Origin of the sequence: Methylobacterium sp. CB376, assembly GCF_029714205.1 — a bacterium.
Lineage (GTDB): Bacteria > Pseudomonadota > Alphaproteobacteria > Rhizobiales > Beijerinckiaceae > Methylobacterium.
Genome location: NZ_CP121648.1, coordinates 6,646,312 through 6,667,233, shown reverse-complemented (window position 1 = coordinate 6,667,233; position 20,922 = coordinate 6,646,312). Strand labels below are relative to the sequence as shown.

Here is a 20,922-nt window from a genome sequence, read left to right as displayed (position 1 = left end):
GGCGGCGGGCAACGGCCTCGCCGGCCCGATGATGCTGGGCCTCGGCGAGGCGGCCCGCGGCCTCGTGCTCCTCGCCGGGACCGGCCTGCTCCTCGGCTGCGCGCGGCCGCTCGTCCGGGCCACGCTGCTCGCCGCCGGTCCGGCCGCCGTGATGGGCCTCGCCGCGTGGCAGATCCCGCTCGCGGTCGCGGGGCCGCTGGCGCGCCTCGCCGCGGGCGCCGCCGCCTGCGCGGCCTGCATCCTGGTCGGCCTCGCCCTGGCGGCGCCGTCCCTTCGCGCAACCCTCGGCGCGGCGCGGCGCCGCCCCGCCCCGGAGAGCCCCGCGCGATCTCCCCGGCCCCGCGCCAGTGCCCCCACCGATGCCCAGAGGAGGAGTGACGCGATGCCCACCTTCACCGCGGCCCGCCGGGACCTGCCGGGATTGCCCGGCTGGGACGCCCTCGCGCCGGGTCCGGCCGCCCTGCCCCGGGCCCTGGCGGCCCGCGCGGGCGCGCGGCTCGGGCCCCGCGGCTGCCTCCTGACCTTCCACCGGGCGGTCCGGGCGGAGGACTGGGCCGACATGCCGAATCGCGGCTTCCACCTCGATCTCGGCTATCTCGACCGGCTCCTCACCCATCTGCGCGCGACCGGCTGGGACGTCGTCACCCTCGACGAGGCCCTGCGCCGGGCGGCCGACCCGGACCATCGCGGCCGCTTCGTCAACGTCTCGATCGACGATTGCTACCGCGACACGGTCGAGGCGGTGGTGCCGCTGTTCCGCCGGCACGGCGTGCCGGTGACGCTGTTCCTCACCACCGGCATCCCGGACGGAACCCTGCCGCTCTGGGGGGCCGGGCTGGAGGATGTGCTGCGCGCGCGCGACGCGGTGCGCCTGCCCGGGGGCTCCCTGCCGCTGCCGGACCCGGCGGCCAAGCGCGCGGCCTATGCGCGCCTCGCGGCGGCGTTCGACGGCCCGCGGGCCGGGGCGCATTACCGGACCTTCTGCCGCCTCAACGGCGTCGACGAGGAGGCGATGCACTGGCGCCACGCCGTGACCTGGGAGATGCTCGCGCCCCTCGCGGACGATCCCCTGGTGGAGATCGGCGGCCATACGGTGAGCCATCCCCGCATCGCCGCCCTCGACCCCGAGGCCGCCTTCCGCGAGATCGCGGAGTGCCGCGAGCGGATCGGCGCGCGGCTCGGGCGGGAGGCGCGCCACTTCGCCTTCCCGTACGGGCGCCGGGGGGATTGCGGCCCGCGCGACTTCGCGCTGGCGCGCCGGGCGGGCTTCTCCAGCGCCGCGACCACCCGCAAGGGCCTCGTGCGCCGCGGTCAGGACGCCTGGAGCCTGCCGCGCAACACGCTCAACGGCGCCCGTCGCAGCCTCCTCGCCGCCGAGGCGCATCTCACCGGCGCCACCGGCGCCCTCGCCCGGGTACTTGGCCGTGACTGACAGGCTGCGCGTCCTCTCGATCGCCCACCCGGCCGTCAGCCGCGAGGCGGGCCGCCTGCGCTACGCGCCCTTCGCGCGGCGCCCGGACCTCGACGTGCACCTCCTGGTGCCGGCGCGCTGGCACCAGTTCGGCCGGGTGATCGAGGCCGATCCCCCGGACGATCCCGGCGTCACCGTGCACGTCGCGCCGATCCGGCTGCCGAAGGCGGGGCCGATGGGCTGGTACCTGCACGTCTATCCGGGAATGCGGCGCCTGATCCGGCGCCTGCAGCCCGACGTGGTGCATCTCTGGGAGGAGCCGTGGAGCCTCGTCGCGCTCCAGGCGAGCCTCCTGCGCGGGCCGGCCGCCCTGGTCCTGGAGGTCGACCAGAACATCCTCAAGCGCCTCCCGCCCCCCTTCGAGGGCGTGCGGCGCTTCACCCTCTCCCGCACGGACCACGTGCTGGCGCGCAGCCCCGACGCGGCGGAGGTCGTGCGCGCGGGGGGCTATGCGGGTCCGGTCAGCCCGATCGGCTACGGCGTCGACGCGGCGACCTTCCGGCCGGGGGCGGAGCTCCCGGCGGCGCCCCGCCCCCGGGCGGGCCGCTGCGCCTCGGCTACGTGGGGCGCCTCGTGGAGGAGAAGGGGCTGGACGACGTCCTCGACGCCATGGCCCGCTGCCGGACGCGGGTGGAGCTCGCCCTGATGGGCGAGGGCCCGCACGAGGCCGGCCTGCGCGCCCGCGCGGCGTCCCTCGGGCTCGGCGACCGGGTGAGCTTCGCGCCCTGGGCGCCGCCGGCGGGCGTGGCGCAGTTCATGCGCGAGCGCGACGCGCTCGTCCTCCTCACCCGCACCACGAAGGCGGTGCGCGAGCAGTTCGGGCGGGTGATCATCGAGGCGCAGGCCTGCGGCGTGCCGGTGATCGGCTCGACCTGCGGTGCGATCCCGTCGGTGGTCGGGCCGGGGGGCTGGATCGTGCCGGAGCGCGACCCCGCCGCCCTGGCGCGGGTGCTCGACGAGGCCGCGGCCGACCCGGCGGAGCGGGCGGCCCGGGGCCTCGCCGGGCGCCGCAACGTCGCCGAGCGCTTCACCCAGGAGGCCGTCGCCGGCGCCCTCGCGCAGGCCTGGGCGGCCGCCGCGCGGGCGCGGGCGAGCGCGCCCCGGCCCGGGCCGGTGCCGCTCGCCGACCAAGCGTGATCGCGACGGCCCGGGATGCACCAGCACCGGGCCGTCCATCTCCTCGAAGGCGCCCGCGGATTCAGACCTTGGCAAGAGACCTTGGCAAGAGACCTTGGCAAGCATTCGAGAGAGAAGCCCGCTCTCATCAGGATCGGATGCCGGTCCGAGTCACCGGACTTGCAATCCAGGAACAGTGATTCCGTCCGCGTGCCGGTTCGACACAGCCGAGCGGCGGTTTCGATGGTGGAGTGTCCTGAGATGACGGCCGATCATCAGCTGGAAGCGGCACCCGTCTCGGTGCGGGACGGGGGGCCCGGACGGGGCGAGCGGGAGGCGCGGGTCTCCCCGGCGGGCGCGGCCGCGCCGCCGCAGGTCGTGCAGGTGATCCAGGAATTCAGCGCCGCGGGCGGCGCCGAGACCGTCGCCTGGGAGCTCGCCCGCACCTTCGCGCGGGCGGGGGTGCCCAACCACGTGATCGCCAACCGGGTGGCCGGGCGCGTCGAGGCGGGCATCACCGTCGAGACCGTGGCGCCCTGGCTCGCCCGGATCCCGACCCGCGGACCGCTGCGCCACCTCGGCCGCCTCCTCGTCGTGCCGGCCTTCACGCTCGCGGCCTCCCTGGCCCTGCGGCGCCACCGCGGGGCGGTGGTGATCAGCCACGGCGACAGCCTCGCGGGCGACATCCTGGTCGTCCACGCGGTCAACGCCGCGAGCCTGCAGGAGAAGCGGCAGGAGGGGCGCTGGCGCTGGCTGCTCAACCCGATGCACCTGTGGGTGGCGCTGCGCGACCGCCTGATGATCACCGGCGGGCGCTACGCCCGCTACGTCGCAGTCTCGCGGCGCGTGCGCACCGAGCTGCAAGTGCATCACGGCGTGCCGGCGCGGCAGATCGAGGTGATCCCGAACGGGATCGACCTCGCCCGGTTCCGCGGCGATCCGGAGGCGGGCCGGGCGATCCGGGCGGAGTTCGGCATTCCCGACGAGGCCAAGCTCCTGGTCTTCGTCGGCCACGAATTCGCCCGCAAGGGCCTGGCCCACGCCGTGGGGGCCCTCCGGCTGCTCGGGCCCGACTATTGGCTGGTGGTGGTCGGGTCGGACAACCCTGCCCCCTACCGCGACCTCGCCCGGCCCTGGTCCGACCACGTGATCTTCGCGGGGTCGCGCTCGGACGCGCCGGCCTTCTACGCGGCGGCGGACGCGCTGGTCCTGCCCTCCCGCTACGAGACCTTCTCGCTCGTCTGCATGGAGGCGATGGCCTGCAGCCTGCCGGTCTTCGCGACGGCGGTGGGCGGGATCGAGGATTACCTGCTGGAGGGCGTGAACGGGTACTTCATCAAGCCACTGGCGCACCAGATCGCGGCCACGATCGGGCGCGTCCTCTCCGACGCGGAGCGGGTGGCCGCCCTGCGGGCCGGCGCGCGGGCGACGGCCCAGGATTACGGCTGGGACCGGATCGGCCAGCCCTACCTCGCCCTGGTGCGGCGGATCGCGGCCGCCAAGCAGGCCCGCCGGGGCGAGGGTCTGCCGGAGAGCGCGGCTCCCGCGGGCCGGGGCCCCTCCTGATCCGGGATCCGCTTGATCGAAGCGGATCCCGGATCACGAGCCTGCGCGGCGCCTGAGCGAAGCCGACATCCGCATGGCCGAAATGGGAGATGGCGACGCAATCAACCGGATGGCGTATGAGGCGGGGCGCCCCGGAGCGCCCGCCGAGGGCGGCCGTGCCCCGCGGCGGACGGGCCTCGACGGCGCGGCGCGCCGGGGCGCACCTTACCGCGGTGCACCTGCCGAAGTGCACCTGCAGAAGCACACCTAGCGAGGTGCCAGCCGGGGGCGGCCGTGGTAAGCGGCCTCGCGGCGGGGCGGCGCGCCCCGCGGCGGATGACGGCGCGCGGGGACCGATGCGGTTCGAAGTGGAGCGGAAGTTTCTCGTGGCCGACAGCCGGTGGCGGCTGGCCGCGACGCCGCCGCGTCACCTGCGCGACGGCCTGATCAGCCAGGCGAACGGCGGCAAGGTGCGGGTGCGCCTCGACGGCAGCCGGGCCTGGCTCACCGTGAAGGGGCCGCGCCAGGGGCTCGGCCGGCAGGAATTCGAGTACGAGATCCCGCCCGCGGACGGGGAGGCGCTGCTCGCCGGCGTCTGCGAGGGCTGCCTGATCGAGAAGACCCGCTACGGCGTGCCGCATGCGGGGCGTCTCTGGGAGGTCGACGTGTTCCGGGGCGACCTCGCGGGCCTGATCCTGGCCGAGGTGGAGCTGGAGCACGAGGCCGCGCCCCTCGCGGTGCCGGACTGGGCGGGGCCGGACGTGTCGGGCGACCCGCGCTTCCGCCAGAGCGCCCTGCTGCGCCTGCGCGCCGCGACCGGCCGGCCGCTCACGCCGGAGACGATCCTGGGCAACCTGCCCCACCGGCTGGCGGCCGCGCCGGCGGCCTGAACCCGGGGCGGGTCCCGCGCGCCGCTGAGCCGTGGGCGCTGATCGGCGGGTCGTGCCGCGCGATCGGCCCGGCCGCGAGAGCAGGATCCGATCGCGCCGCCTTGTCTGCGCCGAACCGGCGGCCCCCGCGTCGGGGAATGCGCCAGCGCGACGGCCCGGGAGCGCAGGACCATCGCGCCGCGGGCCACACCCGCCTCGACAGGTGGGCGCCGTGCCCGATCGCCGCCGAGGGCCACGATGCCCACCGGCTGCGGGCTCATCCGCGGAAGGCGGGCATCACCCCGATCGTCCCCGGTCCGCGGGCTCGCAGGCCGAGGCCCCTCCCCGGCGAGCGCCGCGACCGCGAGCGCACCGAGGCCGCCCTCTGCCGCCCCGAGGATTGTCGCGGGATCGCCACTCGCTTCGACACGCTGGGACAAGCCGGCCCCTAACGTCGCGCTCGCCGCCGCGATCGGGCTCTGGTACTGACCGTGTCCGCACCCTATAGTGCTACATCGCCCAGTCGCCTATCCGCAATCCGGGCAAATACGGTGCATTATCGCGATCGGCATGCAAGCAGATGCAAGATGAGTCTTCCGATACCAGTAGCATTCTATCCGACGAGGAGACGCTGCTCCTTACGGAGCAAGCGGCGCTGGTGGAAAGCGGTTGCATCGTCGACCTGAGATCGTGCAGCAGGCAATCGGCACTCGCGCTCGCGACCGGGGTGGCGCGCAGGCCGCCGCAAAGCAGAACGCTGATCTATCGCATCGCTCCCCAGGGCCCGCACGCCGCACCCGTCGAGGGCCTGTCTCGGACAAGCGGCAGCGATGCGCCCGATTCCTCGTGCGAGAGGCCGGACCCGTTACGATATATTGTAGAGATAGATCTCGACTCTCGGCAGGCGGCGCATGTGCTGAAATGCCAAGTCGGACTTTTGTTCATGTGCGCCGGCACCGGCGAGAGCGGCGCCGTCGACGATCTGCGGGCCTGGTTGCCGCTGATTGCTCCCGGCGCAAGAGTCATCGTTCACGGGGACCTCGACGATCGGACGGGACCCGGATGCGCCCTCCCCGAGGGCCCGCACGGCCAAGACCTGCGCTGCACCTCCGCATCGGGAGCCATCAGGATTCTCGAGAAAGCGCCGCCGTCGCACGGCACGATCAGACCGGATTACAACAGAGCCGTTCACGACCGCATCGCGACTTTGGCCGAGCGCGCGGGCTATGAACCTTGGTTCGCGACCGCCAGGCTGGCTTACGGCAGTTACGTCTCCAGGAGACACAAGCTGGTCTATATCGAAACCCCCAAGGTTGCCTGCACGTCTCTCAAGTCGTTCTTCTCCTCGCTCGAAGGCGTCACGTTCGATCCGAGAGCGAGAAAGCCCTATCATAAAGAATCCAAACTTGGCATGCTCATTCATCAGAGAAAATATCTGGATATTCCGACTTTTCTCGAACTTACTATGCCTGAATTAGATGAAATACTTGAAAATCGAGCGTCTTGGTACAGATTTGCGATAAGCCGAAATCCCTACAGTCGCCTATTTTCATTTTTTTGCAGCAAGATCCTTACCAATGAGCCAGGCTACTCGGAGTTGTTTGACCGCTTCGGCCGGATAGGCGATGTCCACGACTTGCAGTCGCATTTTTCATCGTTCGTCACATATTTATCTGATAACTTCCAAGATTTCACGAGCCGTGAGGTCCATGTCAGGCCCCAGAAGGATCTGTTATTGAGTGATCTAATAAAATATAACAATATTTTCAAAATTGAGAAGTTCGAGGAACTCGTCGAGTCTTTAGCACTCAGGCTGGGCGATCACAGCTTGACGATCCCGCGAGAGAATAAATCTCTCATAGGCAATTGGAGCAGGTTCTACGAGGAAGGTACCGCGACAACCGTCAGCGAATTATATCGTGACGATTTCGCACATTTCGGCTACAGTTGTCAGATCGACGCGTGTGAGCGGACCGGGCGCCCCGACTCGGAGGCCGGGTTCGGCAGCGATCTCGACCTGCTCGGCGAGATCGTGTCGAGGAACGAAATGATCGACCACCTGTACACCTACATCCTGTAGCGAGACGCGGATCCTCGCCGAACGCCGGTCGGCTCACGGTCGACATCACACGACAACCCAAAGATGTCGGTGGCGGCCGTTCATGCCATCGCGGCCGGGTCGGGGCGATCCCCCGCGCCCGTCCCCGGGCGCCGGCGGCGCCGAGGGTCGCGCGGCAACGTCGAGGAACGCGAACAGGCTTCGGGCCGCAACCCGAGCGACGCAGGCCCCGGGGCGACGCGGGCGGCCCGTAGCCCGGGGCGGCCCCGGGCCGCGGCCGAGCGCGGCGCCGGGCACCGCCCTCGCGCGCCCGGTCCGCGCCTCCTACTGGAGGGGCGTGACCGAATTCGGTGTCCCGCCATTGAGAGCATTATCGCCATAGCTGCGAATGGTCGCGCCATTCGTGTTGAGAATGGGAGCTCCCAAGACCGTCGAGCGCCTCAACGCGATGATGCCGCCCGCCTGATCAGCCACAAGGTTTGCGGTCGAACTCGCGTCTACAACCACGTTATCCAGTACGACGCCGGCCAGTGTCGCGTTGGTTCCGATCGCGACGACGCCGCGCGCGTTGCTGTGTACCATGCTGTCCTTGACCATCACGCGGCTGTTTGACGACGAACTGACATAGATCCCGGCGTCCGTGAATCTCGAGATCTCGCAATCCTTGATCGTAACCTGCGCGGCGCTGATCACGTTGATGCCCCTGGTGCCGGTGCCGGCACCATCGATGCTGAGGCCGACGAGCGAGACGGTCGCGTTCGGCGCATTGACGACCACGCCCTGAACGCCGGACGCGAGCACGCCCGCCTCCGCGCCCCTGCCCCGGATCGTGATCGACTTCGTGATCGTGACCGACCCGAATCCGCCCGGATCCAACACGCTGATGATCCCGTCATTCGCCGTCTTGCTGATCGCTCCCGCGAATGTCTTGCATGGAGCAGTCCGGCTACACGGATTCGCGTCGTCGCCGACGCCCGACACCCAGGTGCGCGTCGCCTGCGCATTCGCGTGAGTTGCTTGGCACAGGATGAAACCCGCCACGCAAGCGATGAAGGTCGGTAAAGCTGATTTGCGCATTGCAGATTCTCCCCATCGCTGACCATGTACAACTGATTGCGCGGGCCCGCCTCGGAGGGTCTGAATTTCAACCAATCTGTTGTAATTCTGCCGCATTTGCGGATAGGCTCGGCGAGTGGCCCGTCACGGCGGAACGGGGCGAGTCGTGACCGGCCCTTGATCGCCGCGCGGGTCGCTCCGCGGAGATGTCCTGATCGTCGGTCCGAGGTGCCTCTCCACGGCGCGGTCATCCAACAGGCATGGGCGAGAGATGACGGATTGTCCGGCCGATCACGGCGATCAGCGAGTCTGGCACGTCGTCGGAGACAGCCACGTCGCCGCGATCGATCACGCGGCGAAGGCCGGCTGGCTGTCTCGCCGGTGCCGGTTCACCGAAGTTCCGGGAGCGACGGCCGTAGGCATGCGCAATCCCAACAGCCTGACCCACGCGCTCGAGATCTTCTCCCGTTCGCTCTTGCCGCCTCGCCCCGGGACCATCCCGCTGATCCAGCTCGGAGAAGTCGATTGCGGCTTCGTGATTTGGTGGCGCGCGAAGACATACGCCGAGACCATAGAGCACCAATTGCGGGAATCGGTCTGCGCATATCTTTCGTTCGTCGACCGGCTTCTCGGCGCCGGGCACAGCGACGTCGTCATCACAGGAGCGGCACTGCCCACCATCAGGGATGGAACCGTCTGGGGCGACATCGCGAATTTCCGAAAGGAAGTGGATGCCACTCTGAAGGACCGCACTGCGCTCACCATCGAATACAATGACCGTCTGAGATCCGGCGCAGCGCAACGGCAATGCGCCTTCATCGACCTGACATCGGACCTGCTTGATCCGGACACCGGCGTCATTTCTGAGTATTACAGGAACGAAGATCCGTCAGATCACCATATGCACCCTGAAAGAGTCGGAAAACTATGGGCTTATCACCTGAACAGCCTTTCAGGCCGGTGATTTTGCCGTGAGCGCAGAGATGATCGGTCCGACCCTGCACACCGTCGCGCCCCGGTCGGACGGCGCGGATCCTGCCCCGCGGCGCGGCCCTCGTCCGTCGGCCGGAGCGGCGCGACGGCCCGCCCCGGCGCGACGGCGCCGACGGGCGAGGACCTCGCGCCGCGGTGGATGCTGCGTCCGAGCGGACGCCGCCGACGACACTGGCCACGGCGCCGTCGAGCTGGTATCGCCGCGGCGGCGGGCGGTGGGACGAGGGCCCGGGATCGCTGCCTCCGGGTCGGCAGGGCGTGCCGAGCACGGCGGCTCGTCCCCCGCATCCGGCCCGGTCCAGGGCACATCATCGCCGAGAGCGGCCCGGAACGGGAGCGACCATGCCCGCCATTTACATCGTCAATCCGGCCAATTCCGCACCGAGCTATCACACGGCCGAGTTCTTCGGCGACGAGGCCCGCGGCTGGGTGCAGGTCGCCGACCTCACGGTGGTGACGCTCGCCGCGCTCGTGCCGGCCGACTGGCACATCCGGATCACCGACGAGAGCATCGATGCCGTCGATCTCGACGCGCAGGTCGACGTCGTCGCGATCACCGGCAAGGTGTCCCAGCGTGACAGGATGATCGCACTCGCCGACGCCTTCCGCCGGCGCGGCCGGACGGTGATGATCGGGGGGTCGTTCGCGACCCTGACTCCGGAGGAGATGCGGCCGCACGCCGACATCCTGGTGACGGGCGAGGTCGAGGAGATCGCGGCGCAGATCTTCTCGGACATCGCGGCGGGACGCGCCGGCGACCGCTACGACGGGGGCAAGGCCGACATCCGCCGGTCCCCGGTCCCGCGCTGGGACCTCTATCCCGTCGAGCGCGCGTCGTCGGGCGCGCTTCAGACCACGCGCGGCTGCCCCTTCAGCTGCGAATTCTGTGATGTCATCCAATACCAGGGCCGCAAGCAGCGGCACAAAGACATTGCGCAGATCGTTGCCGAACTGGATGCGCTCTATGCGGCCGGCTTCCGGCAGATCTTCCTGGTCGACGACAATTTCACCGTCCACCGCGCCTGGGCCCGCAAGGTGCTCGACGCTTTGACCGCCTGGAACGCGGGGCACGAGGCCGATCCGGTCCTGTTCCTGACCCAGGCCTCGCTCGACGTGGCGCGCGACCCGGATCTTCTCGAGCGCTGCCACGAGGCCGGGATTCGGATCCTCTTCGTCGGCATCGAGACCGTCAACAAGGCGAGCCTTCGCGAGACCGGAAAGAAGCAGAACCTCCTGCAGCCGGTCGAGAGCGCGATCGCTGCGATCCTCCAGAAGGGGATCGCGGTTCAGGCGGGCATCATCGTCGGCTTCGACCACGACTCGGCCGGGATCTTCGACCAGATGCGGGGGTTCTTCGATGCCGCGCCGATCCCCGAACTCAACATCGGCGTGCTCACCGCCCCTCACGCCACCGACCTCTATCGCCGCCTCGCGCGCGAGGGGCGGCTGCTCGGCGCCTCCTGGGAAACGGCGGCGGCGAGTCCGTTCTCGACCAACATCGTGCCGGCCGGAATGTCCCGTCGCGTCCTCCTCGACGGCGTCGCGGACCTGTGCGCGGCGGCCTACATGCCGGAGGCGTTCGGGGCGCGGATGCTGCGCATGATCGCGCAGCTCAGGAGCACGGCCTACGCGCCGGTGCGCCGCCACGACGCGGGATCGGAGCGAACCGCGATGTTCTTCCGGATCATGAAGCGGGTCTCGGCGCTCGGACCGCGCGAGGCGGAGATGGTGCGGGAGGTCGTGCGCGCGGCCGGCGCGAAGCCGTCGACGCTGAGACTCGTCGTCCACTTCCTCAGCAAGTACGGTCAGGTGCGCTATTTCCTGGACGGAGCGGGCGTGTTCCGCGCCGATGCGTCAGCGCGGGCGCTGGTTGCGCCCGAGCGACAGGTGGCCGACGCCGCCGCCCTGCAGCGGCAGTTCGCCTGACGCGTAGAGGGCGCGGCAGCGGCCTCGCTGCACCTTGCCGCTCGTCGTGCGGGGGATCGCACCGGTTCGGACCCGGGCGAGGTCGTACAGGCGCACCCCGAAGGTGTCCGCCACCGCCCGCGCCGCCGCGTCGATCAGCGTCTCGGGCGCGGCGCGAAAGCCCCCTCGGGGCGCCTCCTGAACGACGACGACCTGCTCCTCCCCGTCGACCTCGAGACCGAACGCCGCACAGAGGCCGTCCAGCTCGGGATGCGACGCGCCGACCGCCTGCTCGACGTCCTCGGCGTGGATCGTTTCGCCGCGCACCAGGATCACGTCCTTGAGGCGGCCCGTGACGTAGAGCTCACCGTCGCGCAGGAGGCCGAGATCGCCGGTCCGCAGAGCCGTCACCGGCCCGTCCGGCCCCTCGATCTCGGCCCCGAAGGTCGCATCGCTCTCGGCCGGCCGGCGCCAATACGCCTTGGCGACGTGCGAGCCGGACACGCAGATCTCGCCGATCTCGCCGTCCTGCCTCGGCCGCAGCGTCTCCGGATCCACCACGACGAGCGTCGCGTCGGGCGACGGGGTGCCGCAGGACACCAGGGGCGCGGCGGTCGGCGACTGCGTCGCCGGCAGCGTGCGAACGCCGCGCGCCGCCGTCACGAACACCGTCGCCTCCGCCAGCCCGTAGCAGGGCCGCAACGCCGCGGCGCGGAAGCCGTAGGGCGCGAACAGGGCCGAGAACCGCTCCATCGTCGACGCCCGCACCGCCTCGGCACCGCAGAACGCCACCTCCCAGCTGGCGAGGGACAGACCGTCGAGCTGCATCGTCGGGAAGCGCCGGACGCAGCTCTCGTAGGCGAAGTTGGGGGCACCGCTGATCGTCGCCCCATGCAGCGCGATCGCCCGCAGCCAGGTCTCGGGCCGCCTGAAAAAGCTCAATGGGGGTGCGAACCAGCAGGGACCGCCGTTGTAGAGCGCCGCCAACACGTGGGCAATCAGCCCCATATCGTGGAAAAGCGGCAACCAGCTGAGATAGCGGCTGGACTCGTGCGCGCCGAAGCCGTCGCGGAGCATGCGCAGGTTGGCGGCCAGATTGCCGTGGCTGAGCACAACGCCCTTCGGAGAGGTCGTGGACCCCGACGTGTACTGGATCACCGCGGGATGGTCCTCCGCCACGGCGGAGACGGCGGCGGGCGCGTTGCGCGCCGCCTCGTCGACGCGCAGCCAGGGAGCGGCCGCGAGCCGCTCGTCGGGCACGGCCGACCGGTCGACGGTCGCCAGGATCGCGGCCGGATCGGCATCGCGGGCGACCGCGGCGAGCCGCGCCACGCCGGCGCGCCGCCGCGACACCGGCACCGGGGTGGCGAGGGCGCCCGCGTAGAGGCAGCCGACCAGGGCGGTCACGAAGGCGGGACCCGGCTCACACAGGAGCAGCACAGGTCTGCCGCCGGCGCCCACCTCCCCCAGCGAGCGGGCCACTCCGCGCGCGTCCCGATCGAGAGCGCCGAAGGTCAGCGCGTCGGTCACCGTCGTGCCGTCGGGCATGAACGCGAAGGCGAGGCGGTCCGGCCGCTCCGCGGACCAGCGCGCGAGACGCCGCTGAAGCTCCGTCATCGCGTGTCCCGCCCCGATCCGGAGGCGGCCTGCTCCGCGATCCACGTCGCGACGCGGCGGACCGTGCCGAGGTCGCCGATCGTCTCGACCGGCACCGGCACGCCGAAGGCCGCTTCGAGTTCGAGCGCCAGGAGGACGGCCTGGTGCGAGTCCCCGTTCAGGGTCATGAAATCGTCGTCCGGGCCAACGACCTGCAAGTCGAGCACCTGGGCATAGATGCTGGCCACTTTGGCAATCACGTCATCTGGCCGGTCCATGCGTCGAGCGCTCCCAGTCATACGAAATCCGACGAATTGGTTCGCAACGCGGATTTCGGCATCGCTCAAGCGCCGCGCGGGCTCGCGCCGCGCGGGCTCGTCAAACGCTGTCCGGACGTGATCGTCCGGACAGCGTATCATGTCCCACGACAGCGTCAGGATTCGCTCCCGGTTTCGGCCGATCGCACTCGAACAGCCACGCAAGCAGGCCACCATACTTTCCGGTGCGAACCGCCTCGGGAATCGTGATGTGCGTCGTGCAGTCGGGGAGCGGGTCGCAGATCACTCCGGGCAGGTCCTTGAAGTTGCCCGCCTGGAGGGCGTCCATCGCGTGGCCCGCGGCGTAGACGAGGCGGACCCGGGGCGGATGGGCCGCGGCAGCGTAGGCCGGCCGCAGGTCCGGCTGCTCGCGCGCGCCGTAGCGATCAACGGCGTCGCCGACGAAGCTGCGCGTGATGTTCGTGGCGCCGGAGAAGACCAGGACGGCCTGCGCCTCGAGAGCGAGCGCGTAGCGCAGGGCCGGGTAGCCGCCGGCGGACCCGCCGAAGAGAAACAGGCGTCCGCCGCCGAACGCGTCGATCGTTCGCCGGAGGCTGAGCACGCTCTCCTCGAAGGAGCCGCCGAGATCCTTGAGACCCCCGAGAAAGAAGTCCTTGTTGGCGTCCCTGAGATAGATCCTGTTCAGGCGAGCCGCCGAGAACCAGCGATCCGCGATCTTCAGCGGCATGCCGAGACGGCCCTTCATCCCCGTGAAAGCCACGACGGTTCCGACCGCATCGGAATGGCGCGCGATCAACACGGACTGAAAGTCCCTTGGCTCGATCTCCGGTTCGTGGGCCTCCGCCGGAGGGGCTGCTCCCAGGAGCATGGTGACGGTCGAGAGATACTCGGCCGCCGGCAGCGTCTCGTGCAGCAGGGCAGCGGCCCGCTCGGCCTCCCTCAAGGGCCACTCGTCGAAGATCTCGTCGAGGGCCGCGATCCAGATCTCGGGGCCCCTGCCGAGCCCCCGGAAAGTCGCCGCGGGATCGCCGCTTCTCAGACATTCCTCAATGTCGCACTTCGCACGCTGGATCCTGGTGCGCAGTTCGCTCGAAACGATGTCGTTCACGACGCTGATGACCCTCGAGCAGGAAGGGCGCGCTGGGCCCCACCGTGCCCCGGGCATGGGTCGGCCCCGGCGCGCAGCGGCCACGGCGAGCGGCCGAGGCCGACGGGAGCCGGCCTCGCGCCTCGGACAGCCGACGGGCGCTCTTACCGTTTCCGCGTCACCGGCGCCACTTCTCCGTTGCGGCCCGCGCCTCACCCCGCCCCGCCTTCCCGGGAAGGCGGGGACGAGTCTTTCAACGGCACAGGCCCGCGCCGGTCTCCCGGCGCGGGCCTGTCCGATCGCGCGGTGGCGGCCCGGGCGCGCCCGGGCCGGCCGATCCTACTTCTTGTCGCCGGCGCGGGCCTTGAGGGCCGCGCCGAGGATGTCGCCGAGCGAGGCGCCCGAATCGGCCGAGCCGTACTGGGCGATCGCCTCCTTCTCCTCGGCCATCTCCAGGGCCTTGATGGAGAGCTGCACGCGGCGCGCCTTGCGGTCGAACTGCGTGACGCGGGCATCCACCTTCTCGCCCGCCGCGAAGCGCTCGGGGCGCTGGTCGCCGCGGTCGCGGGCGATCTCGGCCCGGCGGATGAAGGTCGACAGGTCGGTGTCGACGATCTTCACCTCGATGCCGGAATCCTTGACCTCCAGCACCTCGCAGGTGACGACCTGACCCTTGCGGATCTCCCCCGCATCCGCGAAGGGGTCGCCGGCGAGCTGCTTGATGCCGAGCGAGATGCGCTCCTTCTCGACGTCGACGTCGAGAACCTGGGCGCGCACCACGTCGCCCTTCTTGAACTCGTCGATGACCTGCTCGCCCGGACGGTTCCAGTCGAGGTCCGAGAGGTGGACCATGCCGTCGACGTCGCCCTCGAGGCCGATGAACAGGCCGAACTCGGTCTTGTTCTTGACCTCGCCCTCGACCTCGGACCCGACCGGGTGCTTCTCGGCGAAGGCCTCCCAGGGGTTCTGCAGGGTCTGCTTGAGGCCGAGCGAGATGCGGCGCTTGACCGGATCGACCTCCAGGATCTGCACCTCGACCTCCTGGGAGGTGGAGACGATCTTGCCCGGATGGACGTTCTTCTTGGTCCAGCTCATCTCCGAGACGTGGATCAGGCCCTCGATCCCCGGCTCCAGCTCCACGAAGGCGCCGTAATCGGTGATGTTGGTCACGCGGCCCTTGAGCTTGGCGTTCACCGGGTAGCGGGCGGCGATGCCCTCCCACGGATCGGCCAGCAGCTGCTTGATGCCGAGCGAGATGCGGTGCGTCTCGTGGTTGATCTTGATGATCTTGACCTTGACCGTCTGGCCGATGTTGACGACCTCGGACGGGTGGTTGACGCGGCGCCACGCCATGTCGGTGACGTGCAGCAGGCCGTCGATGCCGCCGAGGTCCACGAACGCACCGTACTCGGTGATGTTCTTGACCACGCCGTCGATGACCTGACCCTCTTCGAGGTTCGCCACCAGCTCCGAGCGCTGCTCGGCGCGGCTCTCCTCCAGGACCGTGCGGCGCGACACCACGATGTTGCCGCGGCGGCGGTCCATCTTGAGGATCTGGAACGGCTGCGGCGTGCCCATCAGCGGGGTGACGTCGCGGACCGGGCGGATGTCCACCTGCGAGCGCGGCAGGAAGGCCACGGCGCCGTCGAGGTCGACCGTGTAGCCGCCCTTGACCTGGTTGAAGATCGTGCCGGTGACGCGCTCGTTGTTCTCGAACGCCTTCTCGAGCTTGACCCAGCTCTCCTCGCGGCGGGCCTTGTCGCGGGAGATCACCGCCTCGCCGAGCGCGTTCTCGATGCGGTCGACGTAGACCTCGACCTCGTCGCCGACGCTGATCGGCTGGTCACGGCCGGGGCCGGTGAACTCCTTGAGGGGGACGCGCCCCTCGGTCTTGGCGCCGATGTCGATGACGGCGACGTCCTTCTCGATCGCCACGACCCGGCCCTTGACCACGGAGCCTTCCGTGATCTCGTGCTGGCGGAACGATTCCTCGAGGAGGGCGGCGAAATCCTCGCGGCTCGACGCGGCGCCTTGCAAACCTGCGGACATTGAAGCTCCTTGAGATCGCCCCCTGCCCTCGGGATCCCCCGGGGAAGCGGGACGGCGCCGGCGGCTCGCGTGACGGGCCGCTCCTGCCCGCCGGTGGTCCCGGCGGCTTCAAGGCCGTCCGGAACGCGCGCTTCCCGGGGAAGCGTGCCGGCGCGAAATCGACGGACAGGACCGTATTCTCATCGGGCGAGGGCCGCGCAACGCGAAAGAGGGGCCAGGGCCCCTCTCAACCGCCGTCGAACGGATACTCGCCGGATCGTGGCGCCATATCGCAAAAGCGCCTCCGACGCAAGTTGAGGCTCCCGAGGCGGGGGCGCCCGCGCCAGCGCCTCAGAGATCGTCCTCGTCGTCCTCCTCGCCCCGGCGCAGGGGCTTGAGGCGGGCGAAGACCGAATCCGCGTCGAGGCGCTCGTCGCCGCGGCCGCGGTGGCGGGGGTCGTGGTCGTCCTCGGGCTCGGGCAGCACCGAGAGTTCCGGCGGCATCAGGGTCTGGCCGCCATCGACGGCCTCGGCCACCGCCGGCCGGTCCTTGGCGGCGCGCTGCACCTCGAAATCGAGGTCGATCTGCGTGCACAGGCCGAGCGTCACCGGGTCCATCGGCTGCAGCGCGGCCGAGTTCCAGTGGGTGCGCTCGCGGATCTGCTGGATCGTCGACTTCGTGGTGCCGACGAGGCGCATGATCTGCGCGTCCTTGAGCTCCGGGTGGTTGCGCAGCAGCCAGAGGATCGCGTTCGGGCGGTCCTGGCGGCGCGACAGCGGCGTGTAGCGCGGCCCCTTGCTGCGCTTCACCTCGGGCAGCTTCACCTTCGAGACCGCCACCTTCATGCGGTGGCCCGGGTTCTTCTGCGCCCGCTCGATCTCCTCGCGGGTGAGCTGGCCGGTCGAGACCGGATCGAGGCCCTTGATGCCGCTCGCCACCTCGCCGTCCGCGATGCCCTTCACCTCGAGCGGGTGGAGCTTGCAGAAATCGGCGATCTGATCGAAGGACAAAGACGTGTTCTCGATGAGCCAGACGGCCGTCGCCTTCGGCATCAACGGACCCTGGGACATGCAGCACCTCCTCGGGCGCCCCTCGGCGGGACGCGACGCCGCCGGGAACCGAGCCGGCGACCTGAATGACGACCCTTCGCACAGCAGGGAGACGCGGGCGGCGCCGGGGGCGCCGCCGACATCCCGGGAGGCCCGGAACGTCCCGTCTCACGCTGTGAGGGAGAAGACCGCAATATAGGCGGGTCGCCCGGAGGGTGCAAACCGGTTTTGGCGGCCCCGCCCGATCCGCGGGCCGTCGCCGCTCAGGCGAAGAGGCTCGACACGCTCGATTCCTCGGCCGTGCGGCCGATGGCCTCGCCGAGGAGGGGGGCGATCGTGACCGCCCGGATGTTGCGGGCGAGCTTGACGGCCGCGGTGGGCTGGATCGAGTCGGTGATCACCAGTTCCTTGAGCTTCGAGGAGGCGATGCGCGAGACCGCGCCCCCCGAGAGCACCCCGTGCGTGATGTAGGCCGAGACGTCCTTGGCGCCGTGCGCGAGCAGCGCCTCGGCGGCATTCACCAGCGTGCCGCCGGAATCGACGATGTCGTCGACGAGGATGCAGGAGCGCCCCTCGACCTCGCCGATGATGTTCATGACCTCGGATTCGCCCGGCCGCTCGCGGCGCTTGTCGACGATGGCGAGGGGCACGTCGATGCGCTTGGCGAGCGCCCGGGCGCGGACCACGCCGCCGACGTCGGGCGAGACCACCATCATGTCGGCCGGGTCGAGGCGCTCCTTGATGTCGCGCACCATCACGGGCGCGGCGAAGAGGTTGTCGGTCGGGATGTCGAAGAAGCCCTGGATCTGGCCCGCGTGCAGGTCGAGGGTCATCACCCGGTCGGCGCCGGCCTCCGTGATCAGGTTCGCCACCAGCTTGGCCGAGATCGGGGTGCGGCCCGAGGTGCGCCGGTCCTGCCGGGCGTAGCCGAAATACGGGATCACGGCGGTGATGCGCCGGGCCGAGGAGCGGCGCGCGGCGTCGATCATGATGAGGAGTTCCATCAGGTGATCGTTCGCCGGGAAGGACGTGGACTGGACGATGAACACATCCTCGCCGCGCACGTTCTCCTGGAGCTCGACGAAGATCTCCATGTCGGCGAAGCGCCGCACGGAGCAGAGGGCGAGCGGCTGTTCGAGATAGGCCGCGATGGCCTCCGCGAGGGGACGGTTCGCGTTGCCCGCCACGATCTTGATCGAGGGTTTCATCGCCATGTCGTAGGTCCTGGCCGCCGGAAAGGGTGCCGGGCCCGGCGCGGCGCGCCCGGCTCTTACCAGCGGGGAGAGAGCGTCACAATGTCTTCATCGACGCGGAGCCCCGCGGCCCCGGCCCGGCTCAGGGCTGCAGCAACCGGTGCAGGTGGACGATGAAGTAGCGGGTGAGCGCGCTGTCGACGGTCTGCTGCGCCTTGGCCTTCCAGGCCACCGCGGCGCTGGCGTAGTCGGGGAAGATCCCGACGATGTCGAGCTTCGACAGGTCGCGGAAGGTGATGCCGTCGAGGCTGGTGAGTTCGCCGCCGAACACGAGGTGGAGGAGTTGGGTCGGCTCGGAGGTCTGCGTCGGCTGGCCGCCTTGGGTGCTCATGCGGGCGTCTCTCGCTGCCGGGCCGGGGCTGGCCCGGCCTCCGGTTGCAAGCGCCGGGCCGCGCGTCAAGCCGGAATCGCCCGGTCGGGTGCGCAAGCCGGTCCCGCCCAACAGATGGGCGCGCCGCGGCTTCCGGACCGCCATGCTGGCGGCCCTGGCCAAGGCGGGATGGTCCGGCGAGGCCACGGCCTTCGACGCGACCTCCGTCAAAGCCCAGCGGGCGGCCCAGAGGGAAAGGGGGCCCGCCCTCCTCGCTCAAGTTCGACTGACCGAGATGGCTTCATCCACGCTCAAGGCCGCCCAGCGCACCGTCGAGGGGCTGTGGTCAACCATCGGGCGGCCCGTCGACACCGCAACACCCAACGAGTGCGCCTATTGCCTTACAACCTCAGGGTCTGACCAGATTAACCGGAACTTCTCTGGCTGATACACCAATTATGAAATTGTTAGCATATCTTTGATCTTTATCGACGCACAGCGATGAAGAAAACTATTTATGTCTAGAATATACTCCCTCTATATCGCAATTTGTGAGCCTTAATTGATCGTATTCTCTTGAATATTCGAAATCGCATGTATTTTCTTCAATGATTATCCTTCCGCCTTGCAATTTCCAATCTGCTTCAAAATTCCACCCATCAACAAGAACCCCATACCTGTCTACAACTATGCCCATTTTTCCATATTTTTTGAAGCAGAATTGAAGCATTCTTTTTTCTGTTTGAAATCTCCAACAAGAACCTGTGATACTGCCGACATCATCAGACGAGAGTGCTGGCGATATTGGAGCGCAAAACGCTGTTATCAAGAATATTGCAGCCCTGACAAGCTTCGTATTTCTCATAACGGTGCTCTCTCGAATCAGTATTTAGCGATCAGGTCCGAATCAATATTTTCATTTTAGCAGTGCTCCGCCTCGACGCTAGAAGATTTTACACCAACTCTGCGGCGCGGCGCGTATTGAATGCCTACGCTGCCTCTCGTTTTAGATACCAACTGCGCCATTGTATTCAGTACTAGCGCTTCTGATACCTAGATTACAAGAAAAATTGCGGCAAAGACAAATCACTGTCGCAAGAAATGCCTGCAAATCATCTTGGTCGTACACACGTAAATCCATAGAACCGCAATTTTGCCTATCTATGGCTTTCCTTTTGATCTTTCGGGAAAACTCCATAAAATAATTATTATGTAAAGTCAATCAATACGTCGTGACAGAGTAGAATGCCGATCATACCCTAGGTATGAAGCCACAATATGTTCATACATGCAAAAATCTTCGCATATTTTAGCTGATATATTGTGATGAGCTCTTGCTCAATTAACGTTTTTTCGTATTCATCCAACATGATAGCAATCCTATTGATTCGCATTGCTGCTATGGATAGCGTTACATACTACTGGAATTTATGATTGCTCTTTTACGCCAGTTCATAAAGTATATTATCGCGACGAAATTTGGTCACATCTGCCCTTCCGATTGCAGCTTTTTCTAGTCTTACACTCATTTCACGCATTCACCACAGTCGCGCGACAGGCCCATTGCCTCCCAAGTCGCCTCGGCGGCGACGGACGCGGGCAGAAGAGCATGCTCCGACTCAACGGCTGCCGGAAGCGTGGGCCATGCGGAGGGGCACCCACGCTCACCGTCCCGAAGCCTGTCTGGCCCGCACTCCGGCGTGAGGCGCCGACCCGTCGGGGGCCGAACAGCGCCTCATCCTCGCAGCCTCGGCCATCATGGGCCACCCGGTCGGCCTGGACGCGATCCCGGCGCGGCGCGAGGCCCGCACTCGCGCGCGGCGCGTCTCACAGGCCGACCCGGTCCGGCCAGGGCGCTCGGGGCGCGACGCGGGGCCGGCTCAGCGCCCGTCGAGCTGCGCCCTCGCCCGGTCCAGGGCCTGGCGGCAGCCGGCCTCGTCGCCCTTCCTGGCCGCCTCGCGGGCGCCGTTGAGGCTGGCGCGGGCCTCCATGGCGCCGGTGCCGGTCCCGGCCTCGGCGGCGGCCTTCGCCTCGCCCGACCCCGGCTCCGGTCCCTTGGGCAGGGCGGAGGGCGGCACGTTCCCGGACCGGGCGGCCTCGCCCTGGGCCTCGCGGCGGCTCGACACCTCCTTGCTCGCCGTCGAGGTCGAGATCACGTCCCGGGTCTGGGCGGAGAGGCGCGGCTCCAAGGCCGCGATGTCCTGCTCGCAGGAGGCCGCGAGCGCGGGGGCGGCCGCGAGCGCGGCGAGCATCGCGGCGAGGGGGAGTCTGAGCGTCATCGAACGGGCTCCGGTGAGGGGATCGCC

The 20,922-nt window shown here is 68.9% G+C and carries 18 protein-coding genes and 1 pseudogene; 9 read left to right on the top strand and 10 right to left on the bottom strand.

Annotated features, from left to right (window positions below; all coding sequences use genetic code 11):
• The first annotated feature begins 382 nt into the window (after nucleotides 1–382).
• The 6 genes from QA634_RS35995 (at nucleotide 383) to QA634_RS30695 (ending at nucleotide 7,081) form a co-directional block, all read left to right on the top strand.
• A complete protein-coding gene (locus QA634_RS35995; protein ID WP_012335742.1) occupies nucleotides 383–1,432 on the top strand; it encodes a polysaccharide deacetylase family protein in 1,050 nt (349 codons plus the stop codon).
• Nucleotides 1,425–2,117 carry a glycosyltransferase gene (locus QA634_RS35645; protein WP_341850690.1) on the top strand — a complete coding sequence of 231 codons (693 nt, stop codon included), beginning with the start codon at nucleotides 1,425–1,427 and terminating at the stop codon, nucleotides 2,115–2,117. The genes QA634_RS35995 and QA634_RS35645 overlap by 8 nt, the downstream gene beginning before the upstream one ends.
• On the top strand, nucleotides 2,045–2,608 hold the full coding sequence (locus QA634_RS35640; RefSeq protein ID WP_341850689.1) for a glycosyltransferase: 564 nt from the start codon (nucleotides 2,045–2,047) through the stop codon (nucleotides 2,606–2,608). Before QA634_RS35645 ends, QA634_RS35640 begins: the two co-directional genes overlap by 73 nt.
• A 240-nt stretch (nucleotides 2,609–2,848) precedes the next feature.
• A complete protein-coding gene (locus QA634_RS30705) occupies nucleotides 2,849–4,153 on the top strand; it encodes a glycosyltransferase family 4 protein (RefSeq protein WP_012335740.1) in 1,305 nt (434 codons plus the stop codon).
• Between the two features lie 335 nt (nucleotides 4,154–4,488).
• The gene (locus tag QA634_RS30700) at nucleotides 4,489–5,022 is read left to right on the top strand and encodes a CYTH domain-containing protein (RefSeq protein ID WP_012335739.1); all 534 of its coding nucleotides are present in this window, start codon (nucleotides 4,489–4,491) and stop codon (nucleotides 5,020–5,022) included.
• A 559-nt stretch (nucleotides 5,023–5,581) separates the two neighbouring features.
• Complete coding sequence (locus QA634_RS30695) at nucleotides 5,582–7,081, top strand: sulfotransferase family protein (RefSeq protein WP_012335737.1); 1,500 nt, start codon at nucleotides 5,582–5,584, stop codon at nucleotides 7,079–7,081.
• Between the two features lie 303 nt (nucleotides 7,082–7,384).
• Here QA634_RS30695 and QA634_RS30690 read toward each other — a convergent pair whose 3' ends face one another.
• Nucleotides 7,385–8,137 (bottom strand): right-handed parallel beta-helix repeat-containing protein, encoded by a 753-nt coding sequence (locus QA634_RS30690; protein ID WP_012335736.1) that lies wholly within the window; start codon nucleotides 8,135–8,137, stop codon nucleotides 7,385–7,387.
• A gap of 250 nt (nucleotides 8,138–8,387) precedes the next feature.
• Between QA634_RS30690 and QA634_RS30685 the strand changes: the two genes are divergently transcribed.
• Nucleotides 8,388–9,080 carry a hypothetical protein gene (locus QA634_RS30685; protein ID WP_012335735.1) on the top strand — a complete coding sequence of 231 codons (693 nt, stop codon included), beginning with the start codon at nucleotides 8,388–8,390 and terminating at the stop codon, nucleotides 9,078–9,080.
• A 164-nt stretch (nucleotides 9,081–9,244) separates the two neighbouring features.
• Nucleotides 9,245–11,035: a radical SAM protein gene (locus QA634_RS30680; protein WP_265576459.1), complete on the top strand. Its 1,791-nt coding sequence runs from the start codon at nucleotides 9,245–9,247 to the stop codon at nucleotides 11,033–11,035.
• On the opposite strand, the gene QA634_RS30675 is transcribed toward QA634_RS30680, so the two are convergent.
• The 7 genes from QA634_RS30675 to QA634_RS30645 form a co-directional block, all read right to left on the bottom strand.
• Entirely contained in the window at nucleotides 10,964–12,631 is a 1,668-nt protein-coding gene (locus tag QA634_RS30675) for a fatty acyl-AMP ligase (RefSeq protein WP_012335733.1), read from the bottom strand. The two genes, QA634_RS30680 and QA634_RS30675, sit on opposite strands and share 72 nt — an antisense overlap.
• Nucleotides 12,628–12,888 (bottom strand): acyl carrier protein, encoded by a 261-nt coding sequence (locus QA634_RS30670; protein WP_012335732.1) that lies wholly within the window; start codon nucleotides 12,886–12,888, stop codon nucleotides 12,628–12,630. Before QA634_RS30670 ends, QA634_RS30675 begins: the two co-directional genes overlap by 4 nt.
• Before the next feature lie 100 nt (nucleotides 12,889–12,988).
• Nucleotides 12,989–13,996 carry a hypothetical protein gene (locus QA634_RS30665; protein WP_012335731.1) on the bottom strand — a complete coding sequence of 336 codons (1,008 nt, stop codon included), beginning with the start codon at nucleotides 13,994–13,996 and terminating at the stop codon, nucleotides 12,989–12,991.
• Between the two features lie 318 nt (nucleotides 13,997–14,314).
• Nucleotides 14,315–16,024 (bottom strand): 30S ribosomal protein S1, encoded by a 1,710-nt coding sequence (gene rpsA, locus QA634_RS30660; protein ID WP_012335730.1) that lies wholly within the window; start codon nucleotides 16,022–16,024, stop codon nucleotides 14,315–14,317.
• A gap of 330 nt (nucleotides 16,025–16,354) precedes the next feature.
• A complete protein-coding gene (locus tag QA634_RS30655) occupies nucleotides 16,355–17,074 on the bottom strand; it encodes a DUF1013 domain-containing protein (RefSeq protein WP_012335729.1) in 720 nt (239 codons plus the stop codon).
• 242 nt (nucleotides 17,075–17,316) lie between these two features.
• Nucleotides 17,317–18,261 (bottom strand): ribose-phosphate pyrophosphokinase, encoded by a 945-nt coding sequence (locus QA634_RS30650; protein ID WP_026191050.1) that lies wholly within the window; start codon nucleotides 18,259–18,261, stop codon nucleotides 17,317–17,319.
• 127 nt (nucleotides 18,262–18,388) lie between these two features.
• Nucleotides 18,389–18,637 (bottom strand): DUF4170 domain-containing protein, encoded by a 249-nt coding sequence (locus QA634_RS30645; protein WP_012335727.1) that lies wholly within the window; start codon nucleotides 18,635–18,637, stop codon nucleotides 18,389–18,391.
• Nucleotides 18,638–18,746: 109 nt separating this feature from the next.
• Here QA634_RS30645 and QA634_RS30640 point away from each other — a divergent pair.
• Nucleotides 18,747–18,879: pseudogene (locus QA634_RS30640) on the top strand (IS5/IS1182 family transposase); the annotation flags it as partial.
• A 248-nt stretch (nucleotides 18,880–19,127) separates the two neighbouring features.
• On the opposite strand, the gene QA634_RS30635 reads toward QA634_RS30640, so the two are convergent.
• Together QA634_RS30635 and QA634_RS30630 are read right to left on the bottom strand one after the other, a co-directional pair.
• Complete coding sequence (locus tag QA634_RS30635; protein WP_150108750.1) at nucleotides 19,128–19,481, bottom strand: hypothetical protein; 354 nt, start codon at nucleotides 19,479–19,481, stop codon at nucleotides 19,128–19,130.
• 1,015 nt (nucleotides 19,482–20,496) lie between these two features.
• Complete coding sequence (locus QA634_RS30630) at nucleotides 20,497–20,895, bottom strand: hypothetical protein (protein ID WP_012335726.1); 399 nt, start codon at nucleotides 20,893–20,895, stop codon at nucleotides 20,497–20,499.
• Nucleotides 20,896–20,922: the final 27 nt, after the last annotated feature.

Bases quoted from the DNA above. Each gene is read 5' to 3' on its own strand.
- QA634_RS35995 (WP_012335742.1), top strand. From the start codon at position 383: ATGCCCACCTTCACCGCGGCCCGCCGGGACCTGCCGGGATTGCCCGGC.
- QA634_RS30705 (WP_012335740.1), top strand. From the start codon at position 2,849: ATGACGGCCGATCATCAGCTGGAAGCGGCACCCGTCTCGGTGCGGGAC.
- QA634_RS30700 (WP_012335739.1), top strand. From the start codon at position 4,489: ATGCGGTTCGAAGTGGAGCGGAAGTTTCTCGTGGCCGACAGCCGGTGG.
- QA634_RS30695 (WP_012335737.1), top strand. From the start codon at position 5,582: ATGCAAGATGAGTCTTCCGATACCAGTAGCATTCTATCCGACGAGGAG.
- QA634_RS30690 (WP_012335736.1), bottom strand. From the start codon at position 8,137: ATGCGCAAATCAGCTTTACCGACCTTCATCGCTTGCGTGGCGGGTTTC.
- QA634_RS30685 (WP_012335735.1), top strand. From the start codon at position 8,388: ATGACGGATTGTCCGGCCGATCACGGCGATCAGCGAGTCTGGCACGTC.
- QA634_RS30675 (WP_012335733.1), bottom strand. From the start codon at position 12,631: ATGACGGAGCTTCAGCGGCGTCTCGCGCGCTGGTCCGCGGAGCGGCCG.
- QA634_RS30670 (WP_012335732.1), bottom strand. From the start codon at position 12,888: ATGGACCGGCCAGATGACGTGATTGCCAAAGTGGCCAGCATCTATGCC.
- rpsA (WP_012335730.1), bottom strand. From the start codon at position 16,024: ATGTCCGCAGGTTTGCAAGGCGCCGCGTCGAGCCGCGAGGATTTCGCC.
- QA634_RS30655 (WP_012335729.1), bottom strand. From the start codon at position 17,074: ATGTCCCAGGGTCCGTTGATGCCGAAGGCGACGGCCGTCTGGCTCATC.
- QA634_RS30650 (WP_026191050.1), bottom strand. From the start codon at position 18,261: ATGAAACCCTCGATCAAGATCGTGGCGGGCAACGCGAACCGTCCCCTC.
- QA634_RS30645 (WP_012335727.1), bottom strand. From the start codon at position 18,637: ATGAGCACCCAAGGCGGCCAGCCGACGCAGACCTCCGAGCCGACCCAA.
- QA634_RS30635 (WP_150108750.1), bottom strand. From the start codon at position 19,481: ATGAGAAATACGAAGCTTGTCAGGGCTGCAATATTCTTGATAACAGCG.
- QA634_RS30630 (WP_012335726.1), bottom strand. From the start codon at position 20,895: ATGACGCTCAGACTCCCCCTCGCCGCGATGCTCGCCGCGCTCGCGGCC.